At 47.4% G+C, this 24,832-nt stretch carries 20 protein-coding genes; 9 read left to right on the top strand and 11 right to left on the bottom strand.

Features of this window, described 5'->3' with window-relative positions:
• The first annotated feature begins 9 nt into the window (after nt 1–9).
• The 5 genes from QUA44_RS12755 to QUA44_RS12735 all read left to right on the top strand — a co-directional run bounded on the left by QUA44_RS12755 (nt 10) and on the right by QUA44_RS12735 (nt 6,412).
• Nucleotides 10–855 carry a hypothetical protein gene (locus QUA44_RS12755; RefSeq protein ID WP_333251606.1) on the top strand — a complete coding sequence of 282 codons (846 nt, stop codon included), beginning with the start codon at nt 10–12 and terminating at the stop codon, nt 853–855.
• A 225-nt stretch (nt 856–1,080) separates the two neighbouring features.
• The gene (locus QUA44_RS12750; protein ID WP_333251607.1) at nt 1,081–1,278 is read left to right on the top strand and encodes a hypothetical protein; all 198 of its coding nucleotides are present in this window, start codon (nt 1,081–1,083) and stop codon (nt 1,276–1,278) included.
• A 104-nt stretch (nt 1,279–1,382) separates the two neighbouring features.
• A complete protein-coding gene (locus QUA44_RS12745; RefSeq protein WP_333251608.1) occupies nt 1,383–1,607 on the top strand; it encodes a hypothetical protein in 225 nt (74 codons plus the stop codon).
• Nucleotides 1,608–2,011: 404 nt separating this feature from the next.
• Nucleotides 2,012–5,137 carry a phosphoenolpyruvate carboxylase gene (ppc, locus tag QUA44_RS12740; protein ID WP_333251609.1) on the top strand — a complete coding sequence of 1,042 codons (3,126 nt, stop codon included), beginning with the start codon at nt 2,012–2,014 and terminating at the stop codon, nt 5,135–5,137.
• 138 nt (nt 5,138–5,275) lie between these two features.
• On the top strand, nt 5,276–6,412 hold the full coding sequence (locus tag QUA44_RS12735; RefSeq protein ID WP_333251610.1) for a phosphodiester glycosidase family protein: 1,137 nt from the start codon (nt 5,276–5,278) through the stop codon (nt 6,410–6,412).
• Between the two features lie 145 nt (nt 6,413–6,557).
• Here the strand turns inward: QUA44_RS12735 and QUA44_RS12730 are convergent, their stop codons facing one another.
• The 10 genes from QUA44_RS12730 to recN form a co-directional block, all read right to left on the bottom strand.
• A complete protein-coding gene (locus QUA44_RS12730) occupies nt 6,558–7,115 on the bottom strand; it encodes an HPP family protein (RefSeq protein WP_333251611.1) in 558 nt (185 codons plus the stop codon).
• A gap of 321 nt (nt 7,116–7,436) precedes the next feature.
• Nucleotides 7,437–8,003: a diheme cytochrome C gene (locus tag QUA44_RS12725; RefSeq protein WP_333251612.1), complete on the bottom strand. Its 567-nt coding sequence runs from the start codon at nt 8,001–8,003 to the stop codon at nt 7,437–7,439.
• 20 nt (nt 8,004–8,023) lie between these two features.
• On the bottom strand, nt 8,024–8,932 hold the full coding sequence (locus QUA44_RS12720) for an MBL fold metallo-hydrolase (RefSeq protein ID WP_333251613.1): 909 nt from the start codon (nt 8,930–8,932) through the stop codon (nt 8,024–8,026).
• A 475-nt stretch (nt 8,933–9,407) separates the two neighbouring features.
• Entirely contained in the window at nt 9,408–9,920 is a 513-nt protein-coding gene (locus QUA44_RS12715; protein ID WP_333251614.1) for an inorganic diphosphatase, read from the bottom strand.
• A gap of 66 nt (nt 9,921–9,986) precedes the next feature.
• Nucleotides 9,987–10,172 carry a hypothetical protein gene (locus tag QUA44_RS12710; RefSeq protein ID WP_333251615.1) on the bottom strand — a complete coding sequence of 62 codons (186 nt, stop codon included), beginning with the start codon at nt 10,170–10,172 and terminating at the stop codon, nt 9,987–9,989.
• Nucleotides 10,165–11,559 carry a serine/threonine-protein kinase gene (locus QUA44_RS12705; RefSeq protein ID WP_333251616.1) on the bottom strand — a complete coding sequence of 465 codons (1,395 nt, stop codon included), beginning with the start codon at nt 11,557–11,559 and terminating at the stop codon, nt 10,165–10,167. Before QUA44_RS12705 ends, QUA44_RS12710 begins: the two co-directional genes overlap by 8 nt.
• 103 nt (nt 11,560–11,662) lie before the next feature.
• Complete coding sequence (locus tag QUA44_RS12700) at nt 11,663–12,982, bottom strand: serine/threonine-protein kinase (protein WP_333251617.1); 1,320 nt, start codon at nt 12,980–12,982, stop codon at nt 11,663–11,665.
• Between the two features lie 158 nt (nt 12,983–13,140).
• On the bottom strand, nt 13,141–13,689 hold the full coding sequence (locus tag QUA44_RS12695) for an inorganic pyrophosphatase (RefSeq protein ID WP_333251618.1): 549 nt from the start codon (nt 13,687–13,689) through the stop codon (nt 13,141–13,143).
• A 741-nt stretch (nt 13,690–14,430) separates the two neighbouring features.
• A complete protein-coding gene (locus QUA44_RS12690; RefSeq protein WP_333251619.1) occupies nt 14,431–17,625 on the bottom strand; it encodes a GAF domain-containing protein in 3,195 nt (1,064 codons plus the stop codon).
• 600 nt (nt 17,626–18,225) lie between these two features.
• A complete protein-coding gene (gene recN, locus QUA44_RS12685) occupies nt 18,226–19,980 on the bottom strand; it encodes a DNA repair protein RecN (RefSeq protein WP_333251673.1) in 1,755 nt (584 codons plus the stop codon).
• A 164-nt stretch (nt 19,981–20,144) separates the two neighbouring features.
• Between recN and QUA44_RS12680 the strand changes: the two genes are divergently transcribed.
• Complete coding sequence (locus QUA44_RS12680; protein WP_333251621.1) at nt 20,145–21,437, top strand: TAXI family TRAP transporter solute-binding subunit; 1,293 nt, start codon at nt 20,145–20,147, stop codon at nt 21,435–21,437.
• Nucleotides 21,438–21,475: 38 nt separating this feature from the next.
• Nucleotides 21,476–21,940 (top strand): hypothetical protein, encoded by a 465-nt coding sequence (locus QUA44_RS12675; protein ID WP_333251622.1) that lies wholly within the window; start codon nt 21,476–21,478, stop codon nt 21,938–21,940.
• Nucleotides 21,941–21,995: 55 nt separating this feature from the next.
• Here QUA44_RS12675 and ruvB read toward each other — a convergent pair whose 3' ends face one another.
• Nucleotides 21,996–23,096, bottom strand: coding sequence for a Holliday junction branch migration DNA helicase RuvB (gene ruvB / locus QUA44_RS12670; RefSeq protein WP_333251623.1), 1,101 nt, complete (start codon nt 23,094–23,096; stop codon nt 21,996–21,998).
• Nucleotides 23,097–23,167: 71 nt separating this feature from the next.
• Here ruvB and QUA44_RS12665 point away from each other — a divergent pair, with 71 nt between their 5' ends.
• Both QUA44_RS12665 and QUA44_RS12660 read left to right on the top strand, forming a co-directional pair.
• Nucleotides 23,168–23,707 (top strand): hypothetical protein, encoded by a 540-nt coding sequence (locus tag QUA44_RS12665; protein ID WP_333251624.1) that lies wholly within the window; start codon nt 23,168–23,170, stop codon nt 23,705–23,707.
• Nucleotides 23,708–23,888: 181 nt separating this feature from the next.
• Nucleotides 23,889–24,740 carry an ABC transporter permease gene (locus QUA44_RS12660; protein ID WP_445243665.1) on the top strand — a complete coding sequence of 284 codons (852 nt, stop codon included), beginning with the start codon at nt 23,889–23,891 and terminating at the stop codon, nt 24,738–24,740.
• Nucleotides 24,741–24,832: the final 92 nt, after the last annotated feature.

Genomic DNA, 24,832 nt, shown 5'->3' with positions numbered 1-24,832 from the left:
CTATCATTTATGACAAAAGAACACTGTTTGGAACTTAAATTATCTTGGGGAGATTGGGAAAGCAGCAATTACTTGAAAGCTTTGTCTTTACCAACTCTACCTTGGGCAGCTCCTTTTCTACCGTTGCTGGGATTGCCAAATGCTCTATTAGAGCAATTGTCTATCTGGGAGTCCATTTATACCCAGGCTTTTATTGAGCATCAGACTCGCTATCGCCTGAGAGATTGGACTGGAAGTCCAGACGGGGAGCGAGCCGAACTGGTACGGCAGGTAGTCACGAAGGCGTTGTCGCTGCTAGCACAGCAGATGGGACGGAATGTGGCAATTGATTTAGAGAAATGGGCCAGGTTTCACGTATGCTGTCCTGAAGCCGACAGAGCGATGAGAGAGTGGGAAAAAACTCTTAGGGGTGCCTATCTTTCGCCAAATTCCCGTCGGTATCATCGAAAAGTTCCTCCACCCGCCGTCTTAGTACCAATATTGCCTCTTATTGCTGAACTGGTAAATCTCGATCGCAGAACCGAGATCGACCAGCATTTGATGCGCGTCGCCCCGCCCCCTCCCTACGAGCAGATCCCCTACGAATATATGGAACATTGTTTTGAAGCAACGATCCTATCTGGGGTAATCGATCGAGCGCTGACGCTAAAAGCTTTGCAAACAATTGCCTCTAGACTCAATGACGCGGAACGTTCAGAAGTGGTAACGTGGGCGCAGGCTCAAGCTCGGATTCTGTATAGAGGTGGTAACCCAGAAAATCTGTGTGGAGATAAGTATTTGCAAGTTGAACTACCCTGTTTTGATGTTCCATCATTTTTAGATGAGAGTGCAATTGACGGAAGCAACCACTCCTGATAAGACCGTAGATTAACGATCGCACACCGGGTACAATTTCCTTTGAGTCGATCGGCTTTGCGAGCGCTCGGTTTTGTGCGATCGAATGGACGAGTCACAGCCCATAATGTTCTACAAATGATAGTTAGGCCGATCGCCCGTTTCTAGGTAAATTTCAAAGCGGGCTCTCGTTCGACTTAAAAACAAGCTGTTGTAGGGGCGATCGCACACCGGGCACAACTTCCTTTGAGTCGATCGCCCCATCTGATTGAACAAACGGGCGTTCTCACTTTTTTACAGGCCTCCGGATCGATCGTGCAGGCGAGCGATCGGCTTGAAAAAGCTGTTGTACGGGCGATCGTCGTGCGCTCTGATTTTTGTGTAACATCCTTCAGGGGATCTCGGCACGCAGCTCTGTCTGGCGTGCGATCGACACGGCACTAATTCTTGGAGGAACACCGGAGCTTGCTCCAATCTAGGATACAACGAGGCAAGAAAACCCGCCCTAGCCTGTAAACTAGGGATAACAGAATACGCAGGAAGGATCTATGCCGTCGGAACACCAAGACTTGCTCAAAACTCAAACACCTAACAGTCCAAAGTTGCCAGTTCCCTCAGACATTTTATTGAGCTTGGTCGCTTTACCCATGCTGGGCGGGTTGGTGGTGGCTAAAGCTGCTGCTGAGTTTGTTGCGTCGCTCGGCGTTGAAAGCGAAGAAGTCTTTCGGGGTTCGCGCCTCCCCGTGCTCAACTTTCCTCAATCACAGGACTAGAAGGCGCAAGGAAGGATGCAGCAGCTAGAAGTTAATTTTTTTGACCCCGCCCAAAAAACAAATACCAGCCCCCGACTTCTGTCGTGGAGAACTCAAAATTTTCGACCCTAGTTCAAGAGCCCAGATTCATCTTTGAAGTAAATCTCACATCGTTCGACGCGATCGCCGAACGTCTCACGCCGATCGTCTAAAATCTAAAATCGCAAGTCAACCGATCTGAAAGCTTGACAATCGGTAAAATCCGTGCTGCGAGAATTAATCTTTCCTTATACCTTGTAAATAAGTGCCTTCTACTTTCTACCTTCCAATAAGTTGTCTCAAATTTGACTGCAAACAAAAGTATTTTAGGCGAAACTAAACAATACAATTTTCACAGACACCCGCAGCTATTGAGGAACAGCCCGATGAGTTCAGTCCTCCAGTCTTCAGAACAGGCTATTGATGCAACATCTATTTCCCATTCTCCCGCTTACTCAAAATCAGACCTGTTTCTGCGAAATCGCCTCAAAGTAGTAGAGGACTTGTGGGAATCGGTGCTGCGACAGGAGTGCGGGCAGGAATTGGTGGATTTGCTCCAACAAATGCGATCGGTCAATTCCGCCGAGGGACAAGCCACTCACTTTCGCGAGTCGAATGTCGTACAGCTAATCGAAAAGCTCGATCTCAACGCTGCCATCCGCGCCGCTCGGGCTTTTGCACTGTATTTTCAGTTGATCAACATTGTCGAACAGCACTACGAACAGCGAGACCAACAGCTAGCTTACGCTAGCAGCAACGATGCTGGTGGGCGGATGTTTTCTAAGCTGCCAGGACAAGCAACCGATGCCCCCGATCGCCCGCGCCACAGGGAAGGCCCCGGCCCCGGCCAAATGGCTTTGAGCAAGGCAGACAGCAGCGAGACGATCGCCCGCGATGCCGGCACTTTTCACCAACTGTTCCCCATGCTGCTGCGCTTGAACGTGCCCAGCCAGCAAATTCAGCGCTTGATCGATCAGTTGGACATCCGCTTAGTATTCACCGCTCACCCGACGGAAATTGTCCGCCACACGATCCGCACCAAACAGCGACGAATGGCGAAGATTCTCCAACAGCTAGACCAAGTTGACGAGAAATTTCAGGTGTTAGGGGCAGACTATCCAAGCCCCTACCCGGTGTCTTGCTGGGAAGCGGCGGCTCTCCAAGAGCAACTGATGGAAGAAATTCGCCTCTGGTGGCGCACTGACGAACTGCACCAGTTCAAGCCGACTGTGCTTGACGAGGTGGAGTACACTCTGCACTACTTCGAGGAAGTGCTGTTTGATGCTATTCCCGAACTCTACCACCGCCTCAAACAAGCTCTGCACGCTTCTTACCCTTATCTGAAACCCCCTAGTTACAATTTTTGCAAGTTCGGTTCTTGGGTGGGTTCCGACAGGGACGGCAACCCTTCTGTGACTCCAAAAGTTACTTGGCAAACGGCTTGCTATCAGCGCCACTTGGTGCTAGAAAAGTACATCGTCGCGGTGAAACGGCTGAACGAACTTTTGAGTTTGTCGCTGCACTGGAGCGACGTGCTGCCGGAATTGCTGGAATCTCTCGATCGCGACAAATCGGAATTCCCGGAGGTTTACGAGCAGTGGGCAATCCGCTACCGCCAAGAACCTTATCGGTTGAAGCTGGCCTACGTGCTGCAGCGACTGGAAAATACGCGCGATCGTAATTGGCGGCTCTACAAAGGAGACGAGTTGCAGCGGGAGCGCGAAGCTTTGTCGGAACATCCCGGAATGACCGGCCTTTATCGATCGGGAACTGAGTTTTTGGCCGAGTTGCAGCTCATTGAGCACAATTTAGTCGAAACAGGTTTGAGTTGTCGGGACTTGGAAAATCTGCTTTGCCAAGTAGAAATCTACGGGTTTAATTTGGCTTACCTAGATATCCGCCAAGAGTCAACAGTACACTCCGACGCTTTGAGCGAAATTGCTGAATACTTGCAAATTTTGCCCAAGCCTTACAATCAAATGTCGGAATGCGATCGAATTATTTGGCTCGCAACAGAACTGCAAACTCGCCGCCCTTTAATTCCTGCAGAATTGCCGTTTTCTCCCAAAACTTGCGAGACAATCAATACTTTCCGAATATTGCGGCAAATGCAGCAGGAGTTTGGTCCGGAAATTTGCGAAACTTACGTGATCAGCATGAGCCACGATGTCAGCGATTTGCTGGCGGTTTTGCTGTTAGCAAAAGAATCAGGACTTTACGATCCGGCGACAGGAATTAGCACCATTCAAGTAGTTCCCCTGTTTGAAACGGTGGAAGATTTGAAAAAAGCGCCGGAAGTAATGCAGCAAATATTTGATTTGCCGCTTTATAGGGCTCTGCTAACAGGAGGATACGCGCAGGAAGTAGCGGATAAAAGCGAACACAATCCACAAAACCCAATCCACAAGATAAAATTGCAAGAGGTAATGCTGGGCTATTCTGACAGCAATAAAGATTCTGGTTTCCTCAGCAGTAATTGGGAAATTCAGAAAGCTCAAAAAGCTTTGCAAATGGTTGCGGAAAAACACAGTGTGGAGTTGCGGATTTTTCACGGCCGGGGCGGCTCTGTAGGGCGCGGCGGCGGGCCTGCTTACAAGGCGATTTTGGCTCAGCCCGGAAAGAGTATCAGCGGGCGAATTAAGATTACCGAACAAGGCGAGGTTTTGGCTTCTAAATATTCTTTGCCGGAGTTGGCGCTTTACAATTTGGAAACTGTGGCGGCGGCGGTAATTCAAGCTAGTTTGCTGCACACTGGTTTTGACGGCATCGACCCTTGGAATCAGATTATGGAGGAGTTGTCGGTGAGATCGCGATCGCACTACCGCCATTTAATCTACGAACAGCCGGATTTAGTCGATTTCTTCCACCAAGTTACCCCGATTCAAGAAATCAGCCAGTTGCAAATTAGTTCTCGCCCGGCCCGGCGCGGCGGCAAAAAAGACATCAGCGGTTTGCGGGCAATTCCGTGGGTGTTTAGCTGGACTCAAAGCCGCTTTTTGCTGCCTTCTTGGTACGGTGTCGGCACAGCTTTGCAAGAGTTTTTGCTGGAGGAACCGGAAGAACACATGAAACTTTTGCAGTATTTCTACTTGAAATGGCCGTTTTTTAGAATGGTAATTTCTAAGGTGGAAATGACTTTATCTAAGGTGGATTTGCAGATTGCAGAACACTACGTCCAGGAGTTAGCTTTGCCGGCTGACAGGGAGCGTTTTAAGGCTTTATTCGATCAAATTGCTGCTGAATTTCACTTGATTCGGGATTTGGTTTTAACTATTACCGGACACCAACGTTTGTTGGACGAAGATCCGGCATTGCAGCGTTCCGTGCAGTTGCGAAATGCGACGATTGTGCCTTTGGGTTTGTTACAGGTTTCGCTGCTGAAACGCTTGCGGCAGCACGGTAGTGGCGGGATTCCGGGGGTGATTCACTCGCGTTACAGCAAGGGTGAATTGTTGCGGGGAGCTCTGCTGACTATTAATGGTATTGCTGCGGGGATGCGGAATACGGGCTAGGGAAATAGTTTTGAGTTTTGAATTAGTGGTAAGGTGCGCTGCAGCGCACCTTACCACTGGTAGTTTCAGAATTCAGGCGATCGCCCATTGTAGTCACAGCCATAGAAAACTGTTCGCTATCCTAGCTGAGATTTTTTTATGTCTAAACGCAAACAGTCTGAAGGTTGCCGCCCGATGCTGCGGCGCACTTTTTTATTTTTAACGGGCATAGCTTTGGCGCGGGTTGCGGCTGACTATTTTGCGATCGCCCACAACCGAGATAGTTTCTTGACTCTCGCGGGTCAAGTGTGGCAAAAGTCACTCGCTTTCTTATCCAGTATACAATCAAATCAAACTCCTCCACATCTCCCTAACAATCCCATTGTAAAATCGGGAAAAACCAATCAACCTCTGCCGAGTAATCCTATTGTAAAATCCTCCGAAAATTCTCCTGCTTCGCCGCCGTCTCAACCTCAAATTCTCAAACGTTCCGCTAAGCAAGCAAAACCTGTACAACTGGGCCGCCAAAATGTAGCTGGCGCAAGTTTTTATCTAACAACTATTGATCTTGCAGACCCGGAAATTTATATCACAATTGGGTTAGCTAATAATGCAGATTTTGCAAATACTTCTAAAGTAACGCGGGGCGACGAACCTTTTGAAAATATGGTGTCGCGTTACCGGGCTGCTGTTGTTGCTAACGGGACTTTTTTTGGTAAAGATGAGCAGAAATCTGTGCTGGGAAATATGGTGGCGGCGGGTAAGTTTCTGAAATACAGCCGATGGGAAAATTACGGCACGACTTTGGGGATTAAAGCGGGAAATCAATTGGAAATGGTGACGGCTAGAACTGAAGGTAAGCCGGATTGGAGTCAACATTGGTTTTCTCTGACTTGCGGGCCGAGATTGGTTAAAGGGGGGAAAGTTTGGCTGTCTCCTTTATCGGAAGGTTTTAAAGATTCTCATGTTTTGGGCGTGGGTTCGAGAACGGCGATCGGCTTTCCGGCTTCTAGGGATAAGTTGTTTTTAGTGACTTTTCTTGATAGTTTGTCTTTGGAAGCAGAAGCTAAGGTTATGCAGGCGATGGGCTGTTTTGAAGCGATGAATTTGGACGGGGGCGCTTCCGTGGGTTTGGCTCATCAAGGGGAAATTTTATTGCCACCGGGCCGGAATTTGACGAATGTGCTGGTGGTTTACGATCGCGAAAATCCAGCGCCGGCTCAGTTAAAGGAGTCCTGGGAACGCTTTCAAAAGGGATCTCGACCTTCCCCCGATCCGTCCGTTTTTTTTGATTGATCTAGCAGAATGAAGTTCGGCTTCCGTTGCAGGCGATCGGGATGTAACGGATGGAAGAAAGAAGGAAGAAGGAAGAAGGAATCGAGGGAGCATCCCGATTTTGGGTAGTGATCCCGAGGGAAGGATGAGAGAATTAGAGATCATGCTATAACCAGTGCTTGGGATACGTCCTTTCTGCCGCTAAATTATTAAAGATGACGGCGCACAAGACCAAGATTATTGAGCCCTCAAAAGCAGGTGTTAGCAAAAATTTCCAGTCTGGTTTGGTCATCATGACGACTAAGGCAACTGCTCCCGAAGGCGGATGTAGAGTTCTGGTAATCTGCATAATTCCGATCGCACTAGAAACAGCCATTCCCATCGCCCAGGGAGAAGAACCGAGAAAATGCACAATCATTAAACTGGTGAGAGCAGCTAATAAATTGCCCCCAATGACGTTCCGGGGTTGAGCCAAAGGGCTGTCAGGGACACCAAAGATCAGAACGCTTGTAGCGCCAAACGGAGCCATTAGTAAAGGAGAATTAGTTTTTAAAGCAAGATAGGACGTTGCAGTAATTGCCAAAAAACTGCCAATCAAACTCCAAAAAATATGCCGAGGATGAGGTCTGTCTACTGGGCAGGTCAATGGACACTTACGCCATCTCCCAAAGGTTTTAAACCAATAACTTTCCCATTTCAGTTGAATTTTTTTACTGTCAATCATAAATCAGGTTACTTGATAACCAGGCTTCTTAAATTGTCTGAACTAGCCTCCGGTAAAGTTAAGATATCATAACAATTGGTCAAAAAGTAGTTAAACGCACAGATTTTTTACTTCTATGCCACTATAGCTGCCACTAACCACTCCGTTGGAACGGACTAGCAAGTTTGGTCGGTTATTTGTAAGGTGCGAGGCGCAGTAAGCATGAATTGAAAGATCGCACCCACACTTGGGATAAGTCTCTAGTTCAGAATGCGATCGCCGTTTTCTGATTAGTGCGATCGTCTCGATCGCACTCGGATATAATTACCAACTTAATCTTCGTTACGGGGAGTTTTCCCACTCGGCGGTAAGCTTGCGGAAATTGTATTTAGATGCACCGGGATGACAAGTAACACAACTGCTGATATTTGCGGGTTGCTGCAGCTTGACTTTGGGGTGCAGTGCTTTGAAATAGCGAGAACTGGCGACTCGGTAGGCCAGTTCTTCATCTTTTGCTTGGGGACGGGAAAAAGTTTGCAGGTAGTTCCACACTAGGATGCGGGGCGGGTCTACTAGCAGTTTGATGGTTTGTCCGTAGTGTTGGGGATCTTGCAGCAATCGGCGCCAAGTTTCTGTGGGTAATACTTGCGGCGGTAAACCGATGTGACAGGTGGCGCAGTTTTCTAGGTACAGTTGCTGTCCGAGTTGGTAGCGTTCGGGGATATGATCGACAGTTCCAGTATCCTCGATCGAAGATACCTGAGCCAGTCGCGCGGGAGTGCCAGAATAGGCAGTCTGAGCTGCAACCCATCCGCCGCAGGTACAACAGATAATTATCAATACTAGCAACGTTGAGTAAAGCCCCCGCAAGCCTACTATGCGACGTTTGCGGGGTTTTTCCTGTTTCATAATTCTGAATTTATTTTTGATTAAATCACTGGTATGCTCATGCCTTCGCGGGCTAAGCAGGCATTGGCAAACGCTGCCTGCACCTCTGCTTCGACTCCATCAAGAAAATTGTCGTCGTGACCCGGATCGTGGTGAAACATCACGATTTTTTTGACTCCAGCAGCTTTCGCTACTTCTACTCCTGCTTGCCAAGTCGAGTGTCCCCAGCCGACTTTGGGGGTTTTGAAGTTGTAATACTCTTCGTTGGTGTAGTTGGCGTCGTAAATCAGCACGTCGGCGTTGCGAGCTAGGTGTACCACATTGTCGTCCAGGCGATCGGGAAAATGTTCTGTATCGGTGCAGTAGACGGCCGTGTGTCCCTCCCAGGTGACTCGATATCCGATCGCCGTATTAGGATGGTTGAGCAGTGCCGTTTCTATTTTCACATCGTCGAGTTCGAGAATATCCCCAGGCGTCAAATCGTTGAATTTGAGGTCAGATTGCATCACCTGGATGGGGACTGGAAAATTGGGGTGGTGCATTTGATCGGCAAGACGGTGTTTGATGGTAGTGCCGTTGGGGGCGATCGCACCGTAAATGTGAAAGCAGTTCCCTGGGATAAAGGCGGGAGTAAAGAACGGAAACCCTTGAATGTGATCCCAGTGAGTATGACTAAAAAACATATGGGCTTCGACAGGCATTTGCCGCAGCAAGTTTAGGCCCAGAACTCGCAGGCCAGTGCCACCGTCAAAGATTAGGCGTTTTTTGCCCAAGCGCATTTCTACACAGGAGGTGTTGCCTCCGTAGCGCAGGGTTTTGGTGCCGGGGGTGGCGATGCTGCCCCGCACACCCCAAAACTGAACGACAAACTCGGTCAAAGGACTATTTTCCATTGTGGCTTTGGGATCGGAAGGCTGTGGATTGGGTAGAGAGGGTGCGGAATCAGGCATTTTTTTTAGTTTTGGGGCAGGAATTTGGGAGTTGAAATCTTAGTTTTTACTTTTTAGTTTTTAGCAATCTGTACTATAATCAAGCGCTTGATCGGGAAACCATTCGAGTGCCTAATACTTGTAGGAGATGTCACGCTTGAGAGATTATTTGTTGTACCCTGTGGGCTGTTGAGCTTGTTCTGTGTTCTGAGATTAAGATAGCGCCGAACAAGAGTCTTAGGGTAAAATTTTCTCAAACGTAGAACGCATTCCCCTGGGGTAGAATTTGCGCTTCATATTACTCTAGGAGTAGTATTTTTTTCAAGATTGGGGGCGGGGTTTTGAGGAATGCCGTTCCGGTGACTCGGCATTCACGACTGATTTGACATTCTAGCTACCCGTTCCTCGACTGCATCCCTAGACGTGCAGCGATCGCCTTAAGTTCGGCCTCCTGAGTTTTTAGTCGGGTTGTAGTCGAGGAGTGCGGGCTAGGGGCTTATTTGCGATCGGCTGCGATGCACTTTTCCACTAAGGGCATGACTTGATCGACATCTTGCCAACCCAGAATTTCCGTGACTTTTTTCTCCAAATTTTTGTAGGTTCTAAAAAATTCGGCTATTTCGTCCAAGCGGTGGGGTGCTACGTCTTTGAGGGACTTATAGTGAGCATAGCGGGGGTCTTTGTCGGGAACGCACAAAAGTTTTTCGTCCCTGTCGCCTCCGTCGATCATTTCCAGCATTCCGATCGGGCGAGCCGCAATCACGCACCCTGGAAATGTGGGCTCATCCATCATCACCATGCCGTCGAGGGGGTCGCCATCATCGGCTAAGGTATTGGGTATGAAGCCGTAGTCGCACGGATATTGGACTGAGGAAGAAAGCACCCGATCGAGAGCAAAGGCTTGTAAGTCTTTATCAAATTCGTACTTGTTTTTGCTACCGGCGGTAATTTCGATGAGGACGTTGAGCAGTCCTGGTTTCGGCTGTGCCGGAATTAGCGATAAGTCCACAACAATATCTCCAAGTTAACAGATGATTGGGATGAGTGCTACTTGCCAAATCCCTTTGATAGCATTTTACGGGCGATCGGGAGCGATGCTGCATGAGATTGAGAGAAAGCGGGGGCGATCGGCGTTGCACAATTTGAGGATGATGCTTGTGGGGTGTCCCGCCTGCTGGGAAAATACACCGGAGGGGCGGGACGCATCCCACAGCTTGAAAGGGGAATGCTTTGTTTGGGCGAGGGAGATATTTTCAGACATACCATCTAATAAATTCACGGTATGTCAAAGTCCTTTTAATTTTCAATCCCAACCACTGACTTAATTCTGTTGCCAGCCACTCGATTTCTGCTTGATTTAATTTCTGCTTCTCTCCTAGTCGATATTTTTGGTCTCCGGCTTGAACTATCAAAGAAACTCTCCTCAATTTCTGCCCCGTGAACGGAATAGTAGATTCAATTTGTTCAATTTCTAACTGACGAATATCACCTCTGGGAGTTGGTGGGGTACAATGCCATTGCAACCCGAGCAAATTGTTGACATAGGAAATTTGCTGCCTATCGATTCTAAGACGCCTTTCCCCAAATAGCATATCGAGAAACTTTGCTACTCCTACAGCAGCAAATAAAATTCCTATTATTAAAAATACTAAATTTTCTGGTTCTTCATAAAGAATTACCAACAATGGAATATTCAGAGCAATCACAACCGAAAGCAGAGCAGTTAAACCAAAACCGACTCCTGATGGCGGAATTATAATTTCTACCAACTCGGAATTTTTTGTCAGTTTAATAGCGCTGCCTTGCCGCTGCAATGCCACAGGCATTTTGTCGCTCGTGCGAGGATTTTTGAGCGATAGCCATGCTTCTCCAGCCGAAGATAACCGTTTTTCCAAACTCGGTTCTGTTATCCACTCCAGCCAATCAATTAAACTAGGATTGAGGTGCGAAACTCCATCGGCAAATTGAATTTTTAAATCCTGATGCGACAGTTCGGTGGGATGCAAACCCGTTACCAAATAAATTAAAGTTGCACCTAAACCGTACAAATCCGAAGCTGGAACTGAACGCCCGCCAAATTGTTCTGGCGCCATATATCCATAAGTTCCGACTACAGTAATTGTACCGCCAAATTTTGCAGCTTGGTTCTGCACCGAACCGAAATCAACTAAATAAACTTGTCCGACAGTGTGGGCGGATCTGCCGTGCAGTAAAATATTGCTGGGTTTAATGTCCCGGTGAATCACAGGTGGCCCTTGCTCGTGCAAATAAATCAAAATTTCTAACAGCGATTTAGCTAATTCTTTAACCTCACTCTCGCTAAAAGTACGCCCAGAGCGCAAATGCTCTTCCAACGTTTTTCCCTCTACATAGGTCTGTACTAGAGCAAATCCTTTACTGTCTGGCTCGTCAATTTCCAAGTAGTCGAGGTAGCGGGGAATTGCTGGGTGAGAAAGCGTTTTTAAAGTTTCCGCTTCACGTTCAAATAGTTTGAGGTCTTGCCATTCAAAATCGCCACCGAGGAATAGCTGTTTGATGACAACTAATTCTTGAGTTTGCAAGTCACGAGCTAGCAGCGTTTGGCGACCAGTTTGTTTTCCCAGTTGTCGCTGCACTTCGTAGCGTTCTGCTAATATTTGACCAGTCATATTTTTTACCTTATTTTTAGCGTGACCTTAAACATTTTTTTTAATTCCTAACTTTACCAAGCAGCAGAATATCGGGGAGAGATATCTTATTACCTATGTGAGATTACTGTCTGCTTGCTTTTTGATACCATCGGGTAATAGAATCAGTAATTGCCCCCATTGACAATCCTGTAATTAGTGACGGCCCCAGCACAGATAGAATAGCTAAGGGAGAAAAATAATATTTACCCTCATATAGGCTCATATTCGCTATAATCTTAAAGAAAAAGAAAAAGATGCTTGTTGAAGTACAGAGTACAATACTAATTGCAGTTAAAACCTGTCGGTAAAGTTTGGGATTAGTTAAGGGTAAAAACCACAGTCGCGTCACAACTCCTATCATTATTCCATTCCCCAAACCTAGACTAAAACCGAGACAAAATCCTTCGATAATTGTCTCCACATCTCGATACAGAAAGACTCTGTAAATTGCTGTACAAATTCCTACAGCTATAGTTCCTGCCGCAGTGCTACGCCCGATCGCATTCTCGAACAAGCTGCCGTTACTCAGAGGTTTTACCTGTTTTAATTGCAGTGAGTATCGATCGATTTGCTGCGGTTTTTCTAGAACTTCTTTTGCCATCTGAACTGAGGCGGGACGGCGTTCTAAACTGGGATGCGTCATCCACTTCAGCCAATTGGTAAAATCGGAACTCAGTTCGGTGATTTGCTCGAATTCTATCTGCAAATCTTTCTGCGGCAAGTCGGCCGGATGCTGCTTGGTAATTAAGGCGATTAATGTTGCTCCCAAGCCGTACAAGTCGGAAGCCGGAACCGCCCTCCCGCCAAATTGTTCTGGTGGCATATAGCCATAAGTTCCGACAACGGTGACTGTTTTTCCTTGTTGGGTTGCTAGGGTTTGAACTGCACCGAAATCGACTAGGTAAACTTTGCCGACGCTGTTACCCGATCGATTCTTGAGTAAAATATTGCTGGGTTTAATGTCGCGGTGAATCACCGGGGGCTGTCGCTGGTGTAGGTATGCGAGGATGTCTAGTAATGCTGTGGCTAATTGTTTGACTTCGCTTTCGCTGAATGTGCGCCCATCTGAGAGATATTCTTGTAGGGATTTGGCTTCGATGTAAGTCTGAACTAGGGCGAATCCTTTGCGGTTGGGGGTGTCGATTTCAAAGGAGTCTAGATATCGGGGAATTGCGGGATGGGATAGGGATTTTAAGGTTTCGACTTCTCGCTGGAACAGTTTTAAGTCTTCCCAGTTAAAGTCGCTGCTGAATGAGAGGAGTTTGACTACTACTTGCTGTTGGGTTTTTAAGTCGCGGGCGAGTAATGTTTGCCTTCCTGCTTGCTTGCCGAGCCGCCGATCGCACTGATAGCGATCGGCTAATATTTCTCCTGACAAATCGCCGATGTTTTGTCCGCTCATGTTCTCTTGCCCTAGAACCAATTAAACCTAGTTTAGTTGACAAAAATGCAATAATCGGAAATGTTCGGGCTATGGCAAAAAACTTTCTGTCAAAGAGCAACCGCCTTTAAAAGCCAGCGATCTCGCACAATAAAGATGCGCCTGATTTAAGCTTGAATTTAACTTTGAATTTGCTTGTAAATTGACTGCACTACGTCGAGCAGGCTCAAGACTTGCTGCCATTCGGGGGCATCGGGGTTATAGCTTTTGGCGCGCTGAGTTTTCAAACTGTGGTGCAAGAGGGAAAGCAGCGCGTCTGGAGACTGTAAAGAATTGTCATCTTCATCGGCTGGGGTTTGGGTTGCATTTTCTTCAATATCTTCTTTAATTTTTTGTGCTCGATCAGCTAGGGCTAAAGATCTGCCTGCAAGGTTTTCCGGCATTTTGGGCTGTTCGGACAAAGACGCGCTGGTTAGTTCTACCAATAGTTGGCAGACTCGATCGACCCATTCGCGATCGTTTACTGAAAAGGAACCGGATTTGAACACTTGCCCGTCAGGCCTTTGCTGAATGCTTTGTACCTTCTGGATCAGAGGAATAGCCTTAACAGTAATATTTTCCGGGATTCTGGGGATATCTGACAGGGAGCTCCGAGCAATCTCCAGCAATAGTTGGTAAACCTGATCTACCCACTCAACATCTCCCGATTGCGAATTCCAATTATCCATAACTGACGCTAGTGGTTTTCTATATCTAAGACTAGAACATTGATTATCTGCGAAGGAAGCTCTTTTTAGGAGCAGCTAACGCTATTAAGACTTACGCGGGCGGGGTGAGAAACCCGGTTTTTGAGCGGATGTTTCGTCGCCTTTCTCCAAGATTTTTCTCAGAAACCGGGTAACGCTGCCGCGAGTCATAACTATTTTTAAGCGCTTCAAATAATAGAAGTGCTAAGTTTGTTGCGGTAGGTAGTGCGAAGGAAACACGTAGGGCTAAACCCCCGGCATCTCGCTTGCAAATTCAAATCCGGTTATTTGACATACTCACCGAGTTCTCTTCAGCGGTGATTCTTGACAGTTCATCGGGTCTTGCTACCGAAGTAGTCTTACAGTCCCTCCCTGTCCGTTTAAAGTCTCCCAATGCCCTATGGCGACTTTTACTCTTGCCTTCCGGGTTAGAGTCAACCATTGCCCTTCTAGCTGTCTTTAAGTTTGCTCTCATCGTAGCTGTTTCAACGTGTCTTGAGCCTAAAGATCCTTTGAGTATTCAGCATTTTAATACAAAGCCGTCCTAAAAGGACAGGGTTTTAAACCCATCTTCCTGATAACCATAATACCTGTTGGAGCTTATTTACAATTATCTCAATAGGATATTAAGGTTAATTGGTGGTGGGATGGGAGGCGCACCCCCGATCGCGATCGCCCCCCCGGAACCCTGACGCCACCGCCAGCATTTGCTGTGGGCTACTGCTATTTTTCTGTGAGATTCCACACACCATCCCAGTTGAGTACGTCTGAAAACGCATGCTGAAATAACATACAGCGATCGACGTGCAATTTAGCTGCCTTGTTTTTCTGGTCAATTTTCAGAACCGCGTCAAATTCGCGTTCAGCGTCTTTAAAGGCTTGCTTGGCTTTTGGTTCTAAAGCTTTCTTAAACTCGCTCAGTAGCTTTTTCACCCGATCGAGTCCCAGGTTTTCAAATTCCTCATCTAACATTTCTGCAACTGTCTCGCAGGCCCGACTTTTAATTTTCGCCTGCAATAGCTGCCTGATCTCTGCGGGTTTCAGCCTCTTGATTTGGGGATTTGATGGTTCTAAGATGTCTGCTTCCAAGAGCTTTTTAACTTCGCCTTCTTGCAAGTATTTAATATCGTCTTCCGAGAGGGGCTTGATTTTTGCTTGCAGCAGCATTTTGGCTTCGTCTTCCGAGAGGTTTTTGATGCCTTCCAATTTCAGCAGTTGGATTTCTGGCTGCAACAGCACGATGAGTTTGTCTGCTTCGCACAGGTTTTTCGGGTCGTACTCTGATAGCTTTTTCAGTTGGTGTAACAGCTTCTTGAGTTCGTGTTCCAACTGTTGCTCTACAAAATTGTTGGGGGGCAGTTTCTTAATCTCTGCCTCTGGCATGGAGGCGACCTCATTTAAGATGTTTTTCACCTCACTTTCTGAGAGTCTTTGGCTAACTGGAGTTTTGTAATGTTCGCGCCCCTTGGTGTAATGTTCTATAATTTGTTGCTGTGTTTCGGTTAGTGACTTGCCCACTGGCGAGTATCCCTCGCGGATGCCGACGAGTTCGTAAACGATTACGGGTTCGCTTTTGCCTTTGACAGTAATAAAGTCGAGTTCTCGCACGTAGAGCCGATCGGCATAATCTCTGTAAGTATTGTCACTGATAATCAAGTCGGTGCCGTACTGTTTGCTGGCGCCTTCTAAGCGAGAGGCGAGGTTTACGCCGTCTCCTATAGAAGTCAATTCCATGCGTTTGCTACTACCGATGTTGCCGCTGACAACTTCATCGGAATGCACGCCCATACCAATGCCGATCGGCAGTTCGCCATTTGCCACGCGATCTTGATTGAACTCTGCCAGTTTGGCCCGCATTTTCACTGCGGTTTGCATCGCGCACCAAGCATGATCCTCTAGGGGCGCTGGAGAGCCAAAAACTGCCATCAGAGCGTCGCCGATGTATTTGTCGAGAGTCCCTCCGTACTCGAATACGACATCTACCATCACTTCAAAATATTTGTTGAGCATCACTACCACTTCTTCGGCTTGCAATTTCTCCGTAAGTGTGGTATAGCTGCGAATGTCGGAGAACAGCACCGAAACTTTTTTGCGCTTGCCGCCCAATCCAGTATCTCCTGAAGCTAACAAAGCTTCGGCTACTTCTGGAGTCATGTAACGGTACATCAAATTTTTGATTTGCTTGGCGCTGCTAATATCTTCCATGACGACTAACGCGCCGTTGACCTTGTTGGCGTCGGTAGCGTCAGTCATTGAATTAATGGAGAGATTGATACTCTGTCCTTGTCCTTCCAAGGTAAGCAAAACTTGATCTGGGTAATACTGCTGGCGGTCATGATCGTCTTCTGGAGACAAAGACGCATCAAACCATTTGGCAAAATCGCCTTTTTCTAACTTAATTAACTCGCGCAAAGATTGACCTTCGGCTAATTCGGCATCGCTGACACCCAGTAATTTTTGGGCACTGGGATTTGTCGCTACTATATTGCCTTTTTTATCTGTAGAAATCACGCCGTTAGTCAGGGCGTTTAGCATATCTTTTTGTCTTTGTTCTTGCTGTTTGACTTCGGCAAAAAGTTTGGCGTTTTGCAGCGCCACTCCGGCTTGGATGTTAAACGCCTCCATAAATTCCATGTCGTTGCGATTGAAACTCGCTTTCCACTGTTCGGGGGCGTGCGGCCAATCTGTCGGGTTGTAGGGAGGGAATTCTCCTTGTCGTTTTTTGTTGACTAACTGCGTAACTCCAATCAATTTTTGGTCGGAGTTAAACACTGGCATACACAGCATACTGCAAGTGCGGTAGCCGGACTTTTGATCGACTTCTTTGGAGGTGCCGGCGCGGGGGTCGTCGTACACGTCAAAGGGAATCAGCAGGGGTTGGCTGGATTGGGCGACTTGGCCTGCAAAACCGGCGGTTCTGGGTATGCGAATTTCTTTCAGGTTGCCGCCGATCGGGATTTTTGTCCACAGTTCGTCTTTGTCTTCGTCGATCAGCCAGAGGGTGCTGCGATCGGCATTCATGAGTTTTTGAGCCTGATCCATCACCCTTTTTAGGGTATCTTCTAAGTCTAGACTGCTCTTAGAAAGGGCGTTTACGGCTTTCATCAGCGCCGTGGCGGCCCGCTGTCTCTGAGTGGCTGCGTAGAAAGATTTAGAAGATTCTAGGATTAGGCGAATTGAGGGAGCAAATTCTTTAAAAACTTGTTCGTCTTCTTCAGTAAATCCTGTCCTGTCGATTTGTTCGTCAAAATTATGGTAATTTTCGTGGTTCGGTTTGAGTTTATTAATCAGTTGAACGACTGCTACTAACTCGTTTGTTTCTTCATTTATCAGGGGCATTGCCAGCATTGTATAAGTGCGGTAGCCCGTTCTTTCATCCATTTTTTGGGCGTTTGCCGATCGTTCGTCGTTATAAAAATCGTAAGGGATGTTAACCACTTTTCTGTCTGTGGCTACTTCTCCGGCAATACCTACATGGGCGGGAACTCGGATTTCTAGGTTTTTACCATTTTCGTCTTTAGCGACGATCGCCCAGAGTTCGTTTTTTTCGTCATCTAATAAATATATCGTGCTGCGATCGGCACTCAGCAATTCCCCTGTTTTGAGGGTAATCGACTGCAACATCTCGTTGAGGATGGCATCAAATCCCTCGCTCTCCAGGATATTGTCGAGCATTCCCAGGGTTTGATTGACAACCTTAAGTTTGTCTTCTACTTCCTTAACTACTACTGTGAAACTTTGCTTATTTAGAAGGTCGAGAATGCCGGAGAGGTTTCCTTGGCGCGGGATAATTGCACTGCTGCTAGGGGGAGAGGGAGGGGGAGAATAATGTTCCTGATGATGATTTTCACCGCCGACAACAGCGACTTCTATCACGTTGTCCAGAGAAGAGTAATTGGTGGGAGATGCAGATTTCATAGACCTTTACAGAATCTTAAGCGTAAGGGTTAGTCTCTAAGCTAGGAGAGCGGGCAAGTTCATTAATGAGTCACCTGTCGCAGAAAACTCAATTATGTGTGAAAGTATTTCCCAGTTTACAGAACTCCGGCCACAGGGAAAGGCCAATTCAGTTGGGATTGCTGGTGAACTGCTGGTGCGACGGTAAGGCTGCTGTGGCATTGCTGCACTCTTTTGAAAGAATGCGAATCCTGTTTAAATGGTTTATTAACTGATTTTGACATTGTGCGTGCCTGGTTTAAGTAAGTTCTGCCGATCTTTGAACCGATAGCCCGCAGGAACATGAATGCGTACTGGCGGGAAGACTGCTGAAAGAGGGGTGGCGTTGTGGGACTAGCGGCAATTGTGACACTACCAGTTGCTAGTGATGTGTGCCCTTCTCTACACAATTGTGGTTTTTAACTAGAATTTCTCTTTATTTTGCTGCTCTTAGCTTTCATCCCACTAAATTCACGGGGTTTTCAGCTTTTTTTTGTAAAATTTGCGGTTGATATTTTTAGTGTAACCTCCGACTCTGAAAAAACTCCGCCTTTTAACCCCCCGATCGGCTTGAGGGTCTGCTTAGGGTTTGGCAGACTGAGTTTGGCGCAATCCGGCGGCTTCGACAAGCAGGGATTCGGCGAAGGCGATGGCTTCTGTTGCTGAGCGGCCACTGGCGAGTTGGGCCAGTTCTTCCCGCCGCTGCTCACTGTTGAGAGCGGCAACTCTGACTACTGTACGTTCGACTGGTTCGGAGTTGGCTGCGGGTTCCTCGATACTTGGTTCTGCTTCGATCGTCTGTTTGTTGACACGAAAATGAAAATCAGCCATCGCGGCGATCAGCGGCTGGTGGGTGACGCAGAGAACTTGGTGTTTGTCGGAAAGTTGGTAGAGTTTTTTGGCGATCGCCCCGGCGACTCTCCCGGAGACTCCGGCGTCGATTTCGTCAAAAATCAGCGTACCCGCACTTTCTATTTGGGAAAAACAGGCTTTGATGGCGAGTAGAAAGCGGCTCATTTCTCCCCCGGAGGCGATCGCGCCCAAAGGTTGCAAAGGTTCGCCCGGATTGGGACTGAAACAAAATGCGATTTGGTCGGCACCGGTCGCGGTTGGGGTACAAGGCGATATCTCGACTTGAAATTGCACTTTTTCCATTGCTAACGGCTTAAGTTCTCCTACGAGGTGCGTTTCTAGTTTGAGGGCTGCTTCGCGTCGCAGGGTGGTGAGGTGGCTGCAAGCGTCTTTTAATTGCTCTAAAGCGGTCTGATATGCGAGTTCTAAGGCTTCCATTGACTCGCCTCCTTCTAAAAGTTCATTTAGTTCGTTTTGGATGCTTTGGTAGTAGGCGATCGCTTCTTTGAGCGGCCCGTATTTGCGACAAATTTGTTTGAGTTCGCGAATCCGATCTTCTACTTCTTCGAGTCTTTCGGGATCTGCTTCTAATTGTTCGCCGTAGCTGCTAATTTGCCGGCTGGCTTCTGTGGCTTGGGCTAAAGCATCGCTGACCATTTCGAGGATTGGGTGCAATTGGGCATCGTAAACTGCCATATCGCTTAAAATTTCCTCGGCTTTGCTCAACAAGTCGGCGGCTGAGGCGCTGTCGCCATCGTTTTGGTAAAGGGCTTGGTGAACTTTGTAACTTTGCTGCTGCAATTCGACGATGTGGCCGAGGCGGATTGATTCTTGTTCTAGGTGTGCGAGTTCGTCGCTGTTTTCGATGTTGGCTTCGCTGAGTTCTCGGACTTGGTATTCTAACAAATCAAGTCTTTGCAGTCGCTGCTGTTCCGACTGACGCCTGCGTTTGAGGGCTGTTTTGGCGCTGTTGGCTTCGATCCAGGCTGTGGTGATTGTTGATCGAGCTTCAGTGAGCTTTTTGCCGCCGTATAAATCGAGCCATTCTCGCTGGAGGGTTTCTTGTCCGAGGTGGACGGTTTGGCCTTGGGCGGTAATTTCGACGAGCCGATCGCGCAGTTGATCCATTAACTGGCGGTTGACGAGAATTCCGTTCAAGCGGGATCTGGTGCGTAGAGCACCGCTTGATGCGTTAATTTCCCGGCTGCAAACGGCTAAATTTCCGTCTATGGGTTCGATTTCTTGCTCGCCCAGCCACAAAGCTGCGGCTTTGTCCAATTCAAAGGTAGCTTCCAATATTGCCCGCGCTGCTCCGGTGCGAATTGATCGGCGATCGACTTTCCCGCCCAAAACTGCATCGATCGCATCTAGGATAATCGATTTACCAGCGCCGGTTTCCCCTGTAAATACGTTCAAACTCGGGCCAAAGTCTAGATCCAGGCGGTCAATTAGGGCAAAGTTTTCTATTCTGAGGGATATTAACATGGGGAATCGGGAATTGGGAATTGGGAATTGGGAATTGGGCATCGGGCATCGGGCATCGGGCATTGGCTCCTCCACTATCGGGCGCGTCGAATTTCCCGAGTCCAATTTTCATTTTTAACTAGAATACTTTTGATTTTGCCATTATTGATGGAGTCTCAACCTTAATGCAAAATAAATTTCTGTTTCCCATTGCTCTATTAAGTGTTGTCTTGATTGGAGCTTTTGGGTGGAATCTGCACCAAGACAAGCAGCGAGTCCATGAATTAACCCTGGCGACTGGAACGAAAAGCGGGAATTATTATCCTTTCGGGCAGGCAATTGCTGAGGTAGTTACGCAACAAAATCCGCGTCTGCGAATTCGAGTTATTGAGAGTCAAGGTGCTGAGGAAAATATGCGCCTGCTTCAGGCAAATGAGGTGCAGTTAGCGATCGTGCAGAACAATACACAGGGGGGGGCTTCGGCGAGGGTAGTGGCTGCTTTGTTTAACGAGGTTTTTCACTTAATTGTTTCGGAAAAGTCTGGCATTCAAAATGTTGCTGATTTGCAGGAAAAAAATATTGCGCTAATGGCTGAAGGCAGCGGTTCTTACACTTCTTTTTGGTTGGTTAGCAAACATTACGGTTTGAAAGAAAGCGATTTTAAATTTACTGCTGGCTCTTGGGATGATGCTACTAAGTTGTTTGCTAGTGGCGAGGTTGATGCTATTTTTAGGGTGCTACCTCCGGGGAGCGATGTTGTTAGCGATTTGTTGCAAAATACCCCGAGCAAGTTGGTGCCGATTGACCAAGGAGCTGCGATGAGAATTAAAGTGCCTTATCTGGAAGCTGATATGATTCCTAAAGGTACTTACAAGGCAGATCCTGCGGTTCCCGATGCGGATTTACCCAGCGTTGGAGTGCAGGCTAATCTGCTGGCTGGGGAGGATCTAGATCCGATCATCGTCAAGGAAATTACGCGAATTTTGTTCGAGCACCGCCGCAACTTGGTAGCTGCTAATTCCCTGGGAGCTATGATTAGTCAGCCGGGAGGCAGCGGGAGTTTGTCTTTGCCCGTTCATGAGGGGGCTCAGGCTTATTACGATCGCGAAAAGCCGGATTTTGTTGCTGCTAATTCTGATGCTATCGGTTTGTTTTTGTCCATCGGCACTCTTTTGGCTTCTTGGCTTTGGCAGTTGCGATCGCGCTTTTTGCAGAAACAAAAAAATCGAGCTGATAAATTTAATTTGGATATTTTAAGTTTGATCCAACAAATTCGCCAAGCGAAAGCTTTGGAAGAAATCGATCGGTTGCAGGCAGAGTTATTTGATATTTTTAATCAAGTGATTGTGGATTTGGATGAAGATCGGATTGATTCTGAATCTTTTCAAGCTTTTACTTTTACTTGGGAAACTGCTATAAAAATTGCGCGCGAGCGAGAAAAGATGTTGCGGGAGTTACGGCTGGCTGCGGATAGTTGATGATTGATTATTATAGACATATATCAAGTTAATTGTTTATGGCTACTTCCAGATTTTGCGATCGCCTCCGTAAAAAGAGTGAATCAAAATCCACTAAAATAGCCAAAGAAGCGAGCTACGCCCGGATGAACTACAGTCGGCAGGGCTTGCATGAGTTTGTGGATCGGCTTTTGCTTGACGACTCCGAGGCAGTGGAAATGTGTATTCTGTTTGTGGAGGCTGACACATTAGTGGGAGTAGCTGGGCATGGCAGAGCGCGTGCCAGGATGTGTCGTCGTCTCAAGCACTGTACCTTGACTGCATCGCAGAGCCAACGCCTCGTTTTTTGCATCACCGAACGTCTGGATTCTGGTCATTTTTCCCAACAGTTTAAAGATCAATTGCGACTTGCTCTCCACCTTGACCTTCAGACAACTCTCGCAGTAGCTTTAGCTTGTTCCAACGACTCCTGTGATTATGTCCGCCGATATGCCGAATGGATTGTGACTCACTATTCCCATTGAATTAACACATGACCCAACCTCGATGATTATTTAAGCACACTCCATCTAACGTACCCTACAATAATTTAGGTGAGACAAAACCTAAGTGTTTCCAAGCAGCCGCTGTGGCAATTCTGCCCCGACTTGTCCGCTGCAAAAATCCGATTTGCATTAAGTACGGTTCGTACACGTCCTCAATTGTTTGAGTGTCTTCTCCTGTGGAAGCTGCAAGAGTTTCTAAACCCACCGGGCCGCCGTTAAAGTTTTCGATCATTGCTGTCAAAAGACACCTATCTGTCCAATCCAAACCTAGCGGATCGACGTTGAACAGTTCTAGGGCCACTGAGGCGACTTCGGCATTGATTGGCTTTAAATTTTTGACTTCGCTGTAGTCTCTAACTCGCCGCAGCAAACGGTTAGCGATGCGGGGCGTTCCGCGAGCTCGGCGGGCAATTTCTGTGGCTCCTTCTGGGGTGATTTGAGTGTCGAGAACTTGGGCGGTTCTTTGGACAATTAGACTAAGTTCGTCTATTTCGTAGTAGCGCAATCTTTGGATCAAGCCGAAGCGATCGCGCAATGGAGCTGTCAGCGACCCGACTTTTGTGGTTGCTCCTACTAAGGTAAAGGGTTTCAGGGGAATGCTGCGGATTTTGGCGCTTTTGCCTTGACCGATCGTAATATCTAACCGACAGTCTTCCATCGCCGGATAGAGGATTTCTTCTGTAACTTTAGATAAACGGTGAATTTCGTCGATAAACAGCACGTCGCCTGCTTTGAGGTTGATCAGCAATCCAACAATATCTCGCGGTTTTTCTAAAGCTGGGGCTGTGGTGATTTTGCATTCAACTTCCATTTCTGCTGCTAGAATTAGCGACATTGTGGTTTTTCCCAACCCAGGCGGCCCGTACAGTAACAGGTGATCCATCGGTTCGCCCCGCGATTTGGCTGCGGCAATTGCGATCGCCAAAACTTCTCTCAAGTCTTTTTGCCCGATGTATTCAGCTAACCGCTGTGGTCGGATTTTGTCGTCTTGTTTGCTGTTGATTTCGTCGGGTAGTTCTTGCGATTCTAGCAAAGATTCCGCCTCGGGTTTGGCCACTTTTTTGCGACGGGTCGGGGCTATGTCTTCGGGTAGATTTTGGTCGGAGGGCTGTTGTTTGGAGGAGATAATAGCCATATTTATCTGCGATCGGGCAGCGGGAATTGTTTACAATTATTGGCAGAATCTTGACAATTATTGAGTTCGTTATGAGTATTCCATCTTCTTTATTAGCATCGGAAAGCATAACTTTTGAGGGGGCGATCGAGCTGACTCAATCTTTACTGTCGTTTATTGAGGCCGATCGACTTTTACAAGCCGACATCCGGCAAGCTGTTACATCTCTGGTGAAAACACAGAACGGTGCTAGGGGGTTTTTTGTCACCTATCTAACGGACGATCGACAGGAGGCAGATCAGCCATCACCCGGAGTAGTCGAGGCGCTGCGATCGGCTCCTGAGATCGTAGCAGAACTGCTGGTGAAAAATTTGGCGATGTCGGCGGCGATGGTTGTACATCATTCGCGCCAGCAAAAGGAGGAAATGGCGGCCGATTCTGCTAGAGTGCAGGAGCGATCGCGCAATTTAATTCAAATGCTGCAAATGCCAGCCTGTCAAACTATAGCGTCGCAAATGCTAAAAAGTTTGCAGAGTGCCAACGGCGAGTATGAAAAATTTTTCCAGCGGTGGGGCTACGACAACGAGCAAAAACTAGCGATCGGTTCGGCAGTGCGATCGGCGATCGGCTAAAATAACCTCCGAAGGAAGGGGAAAGAAGAAAGAAGGAAGAAGCCCAAGCCAAGGTGGCAGATGCTTGATCAAAACGACGGGGCTGTGGAATAATTGCGGTTTAGCAAAAGCTGCACAATTGTAGCTTGAGTTGATTTAGGTGTGAAGCTAGTGAACGAGGGCGAAAAAATTGCAGAGAACTGTGAAAGGAGTTGCCCAAAAGGCCCGAAAGCTGGGCGGCAGGCTGCCCAGAAATACGCCCCGGCGGTGGGCGAAGCTGAATCTGCTGGCAACATTGGTGCGCCGGGACTTGGAAGCTCAATACAAAGGCTCGATTCTGGGCAATTTGTGGCCGCTGCTGAATCAGCTATCGCAATTGGTGATTTACACTTATGTATTTTCGATCGTCCTCAAGGTAAAGCTCAGCCTTGCAGGCTTCCCAGAAAACAGCGACATTACATTTGGAGTCTGGTTGTTTGCAGGTTTGCTGCCTTGGACTGCCTTCACCAGCGGTTTGATCAAGTCGGGAGTATCGGTGGTGGGGCAGCCGAATTTAGTAAAAAAAGTGGTATTTCCTCTCGGTTTGCTGCCCCTAGTGCCGATTTTTACAGCTTTTATTGAAAGTTCTCTGGGTTTAGCAGCTTTGATTGTGATAGTAGCAGTGTCGTCACAAAAGCTCAACGCTACTTTATGCTTGCTGCCGCTGGTGTGGATACCTCAGTTGCTGATAACTGCTGGTTTGGGATATTTGACAGCGGGCTTGACTGTATTTTTGCGAGACATTCCTCAGACATTAGGTGTTATTCTAAATTTTTGGTTTTATTTGACGCCGATCGTCTACCCAGCATCAATCATCCCCCAAGAGTGGCGAGCGTGGATATTTTGGCTAAATCCAATGGCCGCCATCTCGGAGGTTTATCGAGATCTCATACTGCTTGGAGAAGTTAAGCATTGGGGCGAATGGGGTGTCGCCACGCTAATTTCTGCTGCTATATTTTGTGGAGGTTTGGCGGTTTACCGGCGTTTGCGTCCCGCTTTTGCTGACGTGCTGTAAATTTATTTGAGAGCGAAAGTCCATCTAAAATCTAAAATCTAAAATCTAAAATCGATTGTGCTGTAAATATGTTTGAGATTTCAAGTCAATCT

Source organism: Microcoleus sp. N9_A2 (genome assembly GCF_036701775.1).
Lineage (GTDB): Bacteria > Cyanobacteriota > Cyanobacteriia > Cyanobacteriales > Microcoleaceae > Microcoleus.
Note: the sequence above shows the minus strand (reverse complement) of the source record. Positions and strands in the feature narration are given on the sequence as shown.

Bases quoted from the DNA above. Each gene is read 5' to 3' on its own strand.
- QUA44_RS12755 (WP_333251606.1), top strand. From the start codon at position 10: ATGACAAAAGAACACTGTTTGGAACTTAAATTATCTTGGGGAGATTGG.
- QUA44_RS12745 (WP_333251608.1), top strand. From the start codon at position 1,383: ATGCCGTCGGAACACCAAGACTTGCTCAAAACTCAAACACCTAACAGT.
- ppc (WP_333251609.1), top strand. From the start codon at position 2,012: ATGAGTTCAGTCCTCCAGTCTTCAGAACAGGCTATTGATGCAACATCT.
- QUA44_RS12735 (WP_333251610.1), top strand. From the start codon at position 5,276: ATGTCTAAACGCAAACAGTCTGAAGGTTGCCGCCCGATGCTGCGGCGC.
- QUA44_RS12730 (WP_333251611.1), bottom strand. From the start codon at position 7,115: ATGATTGACAGTAAAAAAATTCAACTGAAATGGGAAAGTTATTGGTTT.
- QUA44_RS12725 (WP_333251612.1), bottom strand. From the start codon at position 8,003: ATGAAACAGGAAAAACCCCGCAAACGTCGCATAGTAGGCTTGCGGGGG.
- QUA44_RS12720 (WP_333251613.1), bottom strand. From the start codon at position 8,932: ATGCCTGATTCCGCACCCTCTCTACCCAATCCACAGCCTTCCGATCCC.
- QUA44_RS12710 (WP_333251615.1), bottom strand. From the start codon at position 10,172: ATGTCTGAAAATATCTCCCTCGCCCAAACAAAGCATTCCCCTTTCAAG.
- QUA44_RS12705 (WP_333251616.1), bottom strand. From the start codon at position 11,559: ATGACTGGTCAAATATTAGCAGAACGCTACGAAGTGCAGCGACAACTG.
- QUA44_RS12700 (WP_333251617.1), bottom strand. From the start codon at position 12,982: ATGAGCGGACAAAACATCGGCGATTTGTCAGGAGAAATATTAGCCGAT.
- QUA44_RS12695 (WP_333251618.1), bottom strand. From the start codon at position 13,689: ATGGATAATTGGAATTCGCAATCGGGAGATGTTGAGTGGGTAGATCAG.
- QUA44_RS12690 (WP_333251619.1), bottom strand. From the start codon at position 17,625: ATGAAATCTGCATCTCCCACCAATTACTCTTCTCTGGACAACGTGATA.
- recN (WP_333251673.1), bottom strand. From the start codon at position 19,980: ATGTTAATATCCCTCAGAATAGAAAACTTTGCCCTAATTGACCGCCTG.
- QUA44_RS12680 (WP_333251621.1), top strand. From the start codon at position 20,145: ATGCAAAATAAATTTCTGTTTCCCATTGCTCTATTAAGTGTTGTCTTG.
- QUA44_RS12675 (WP_333251622.1), top strand. From the start codon at position 21,476: ATGGCTACTTCCAGATTTTGCGATCGCCTCCGTAAAAAGAGTGAATCA.
- ruvB (WP_333251623.1), bottom strand. From the start codon at position 23,096: ATGGCTATTATCTCCTCCAAACAACAGCCCTCCGACCAAAATCTACCC.
- QUA44_RS12665 (WP_333251624.1), top strand. From the start codon at position 23,168: ATGAGTATTCCATCTTCTTTATTAGCATCGGAAAGCATAACTTTTGAG.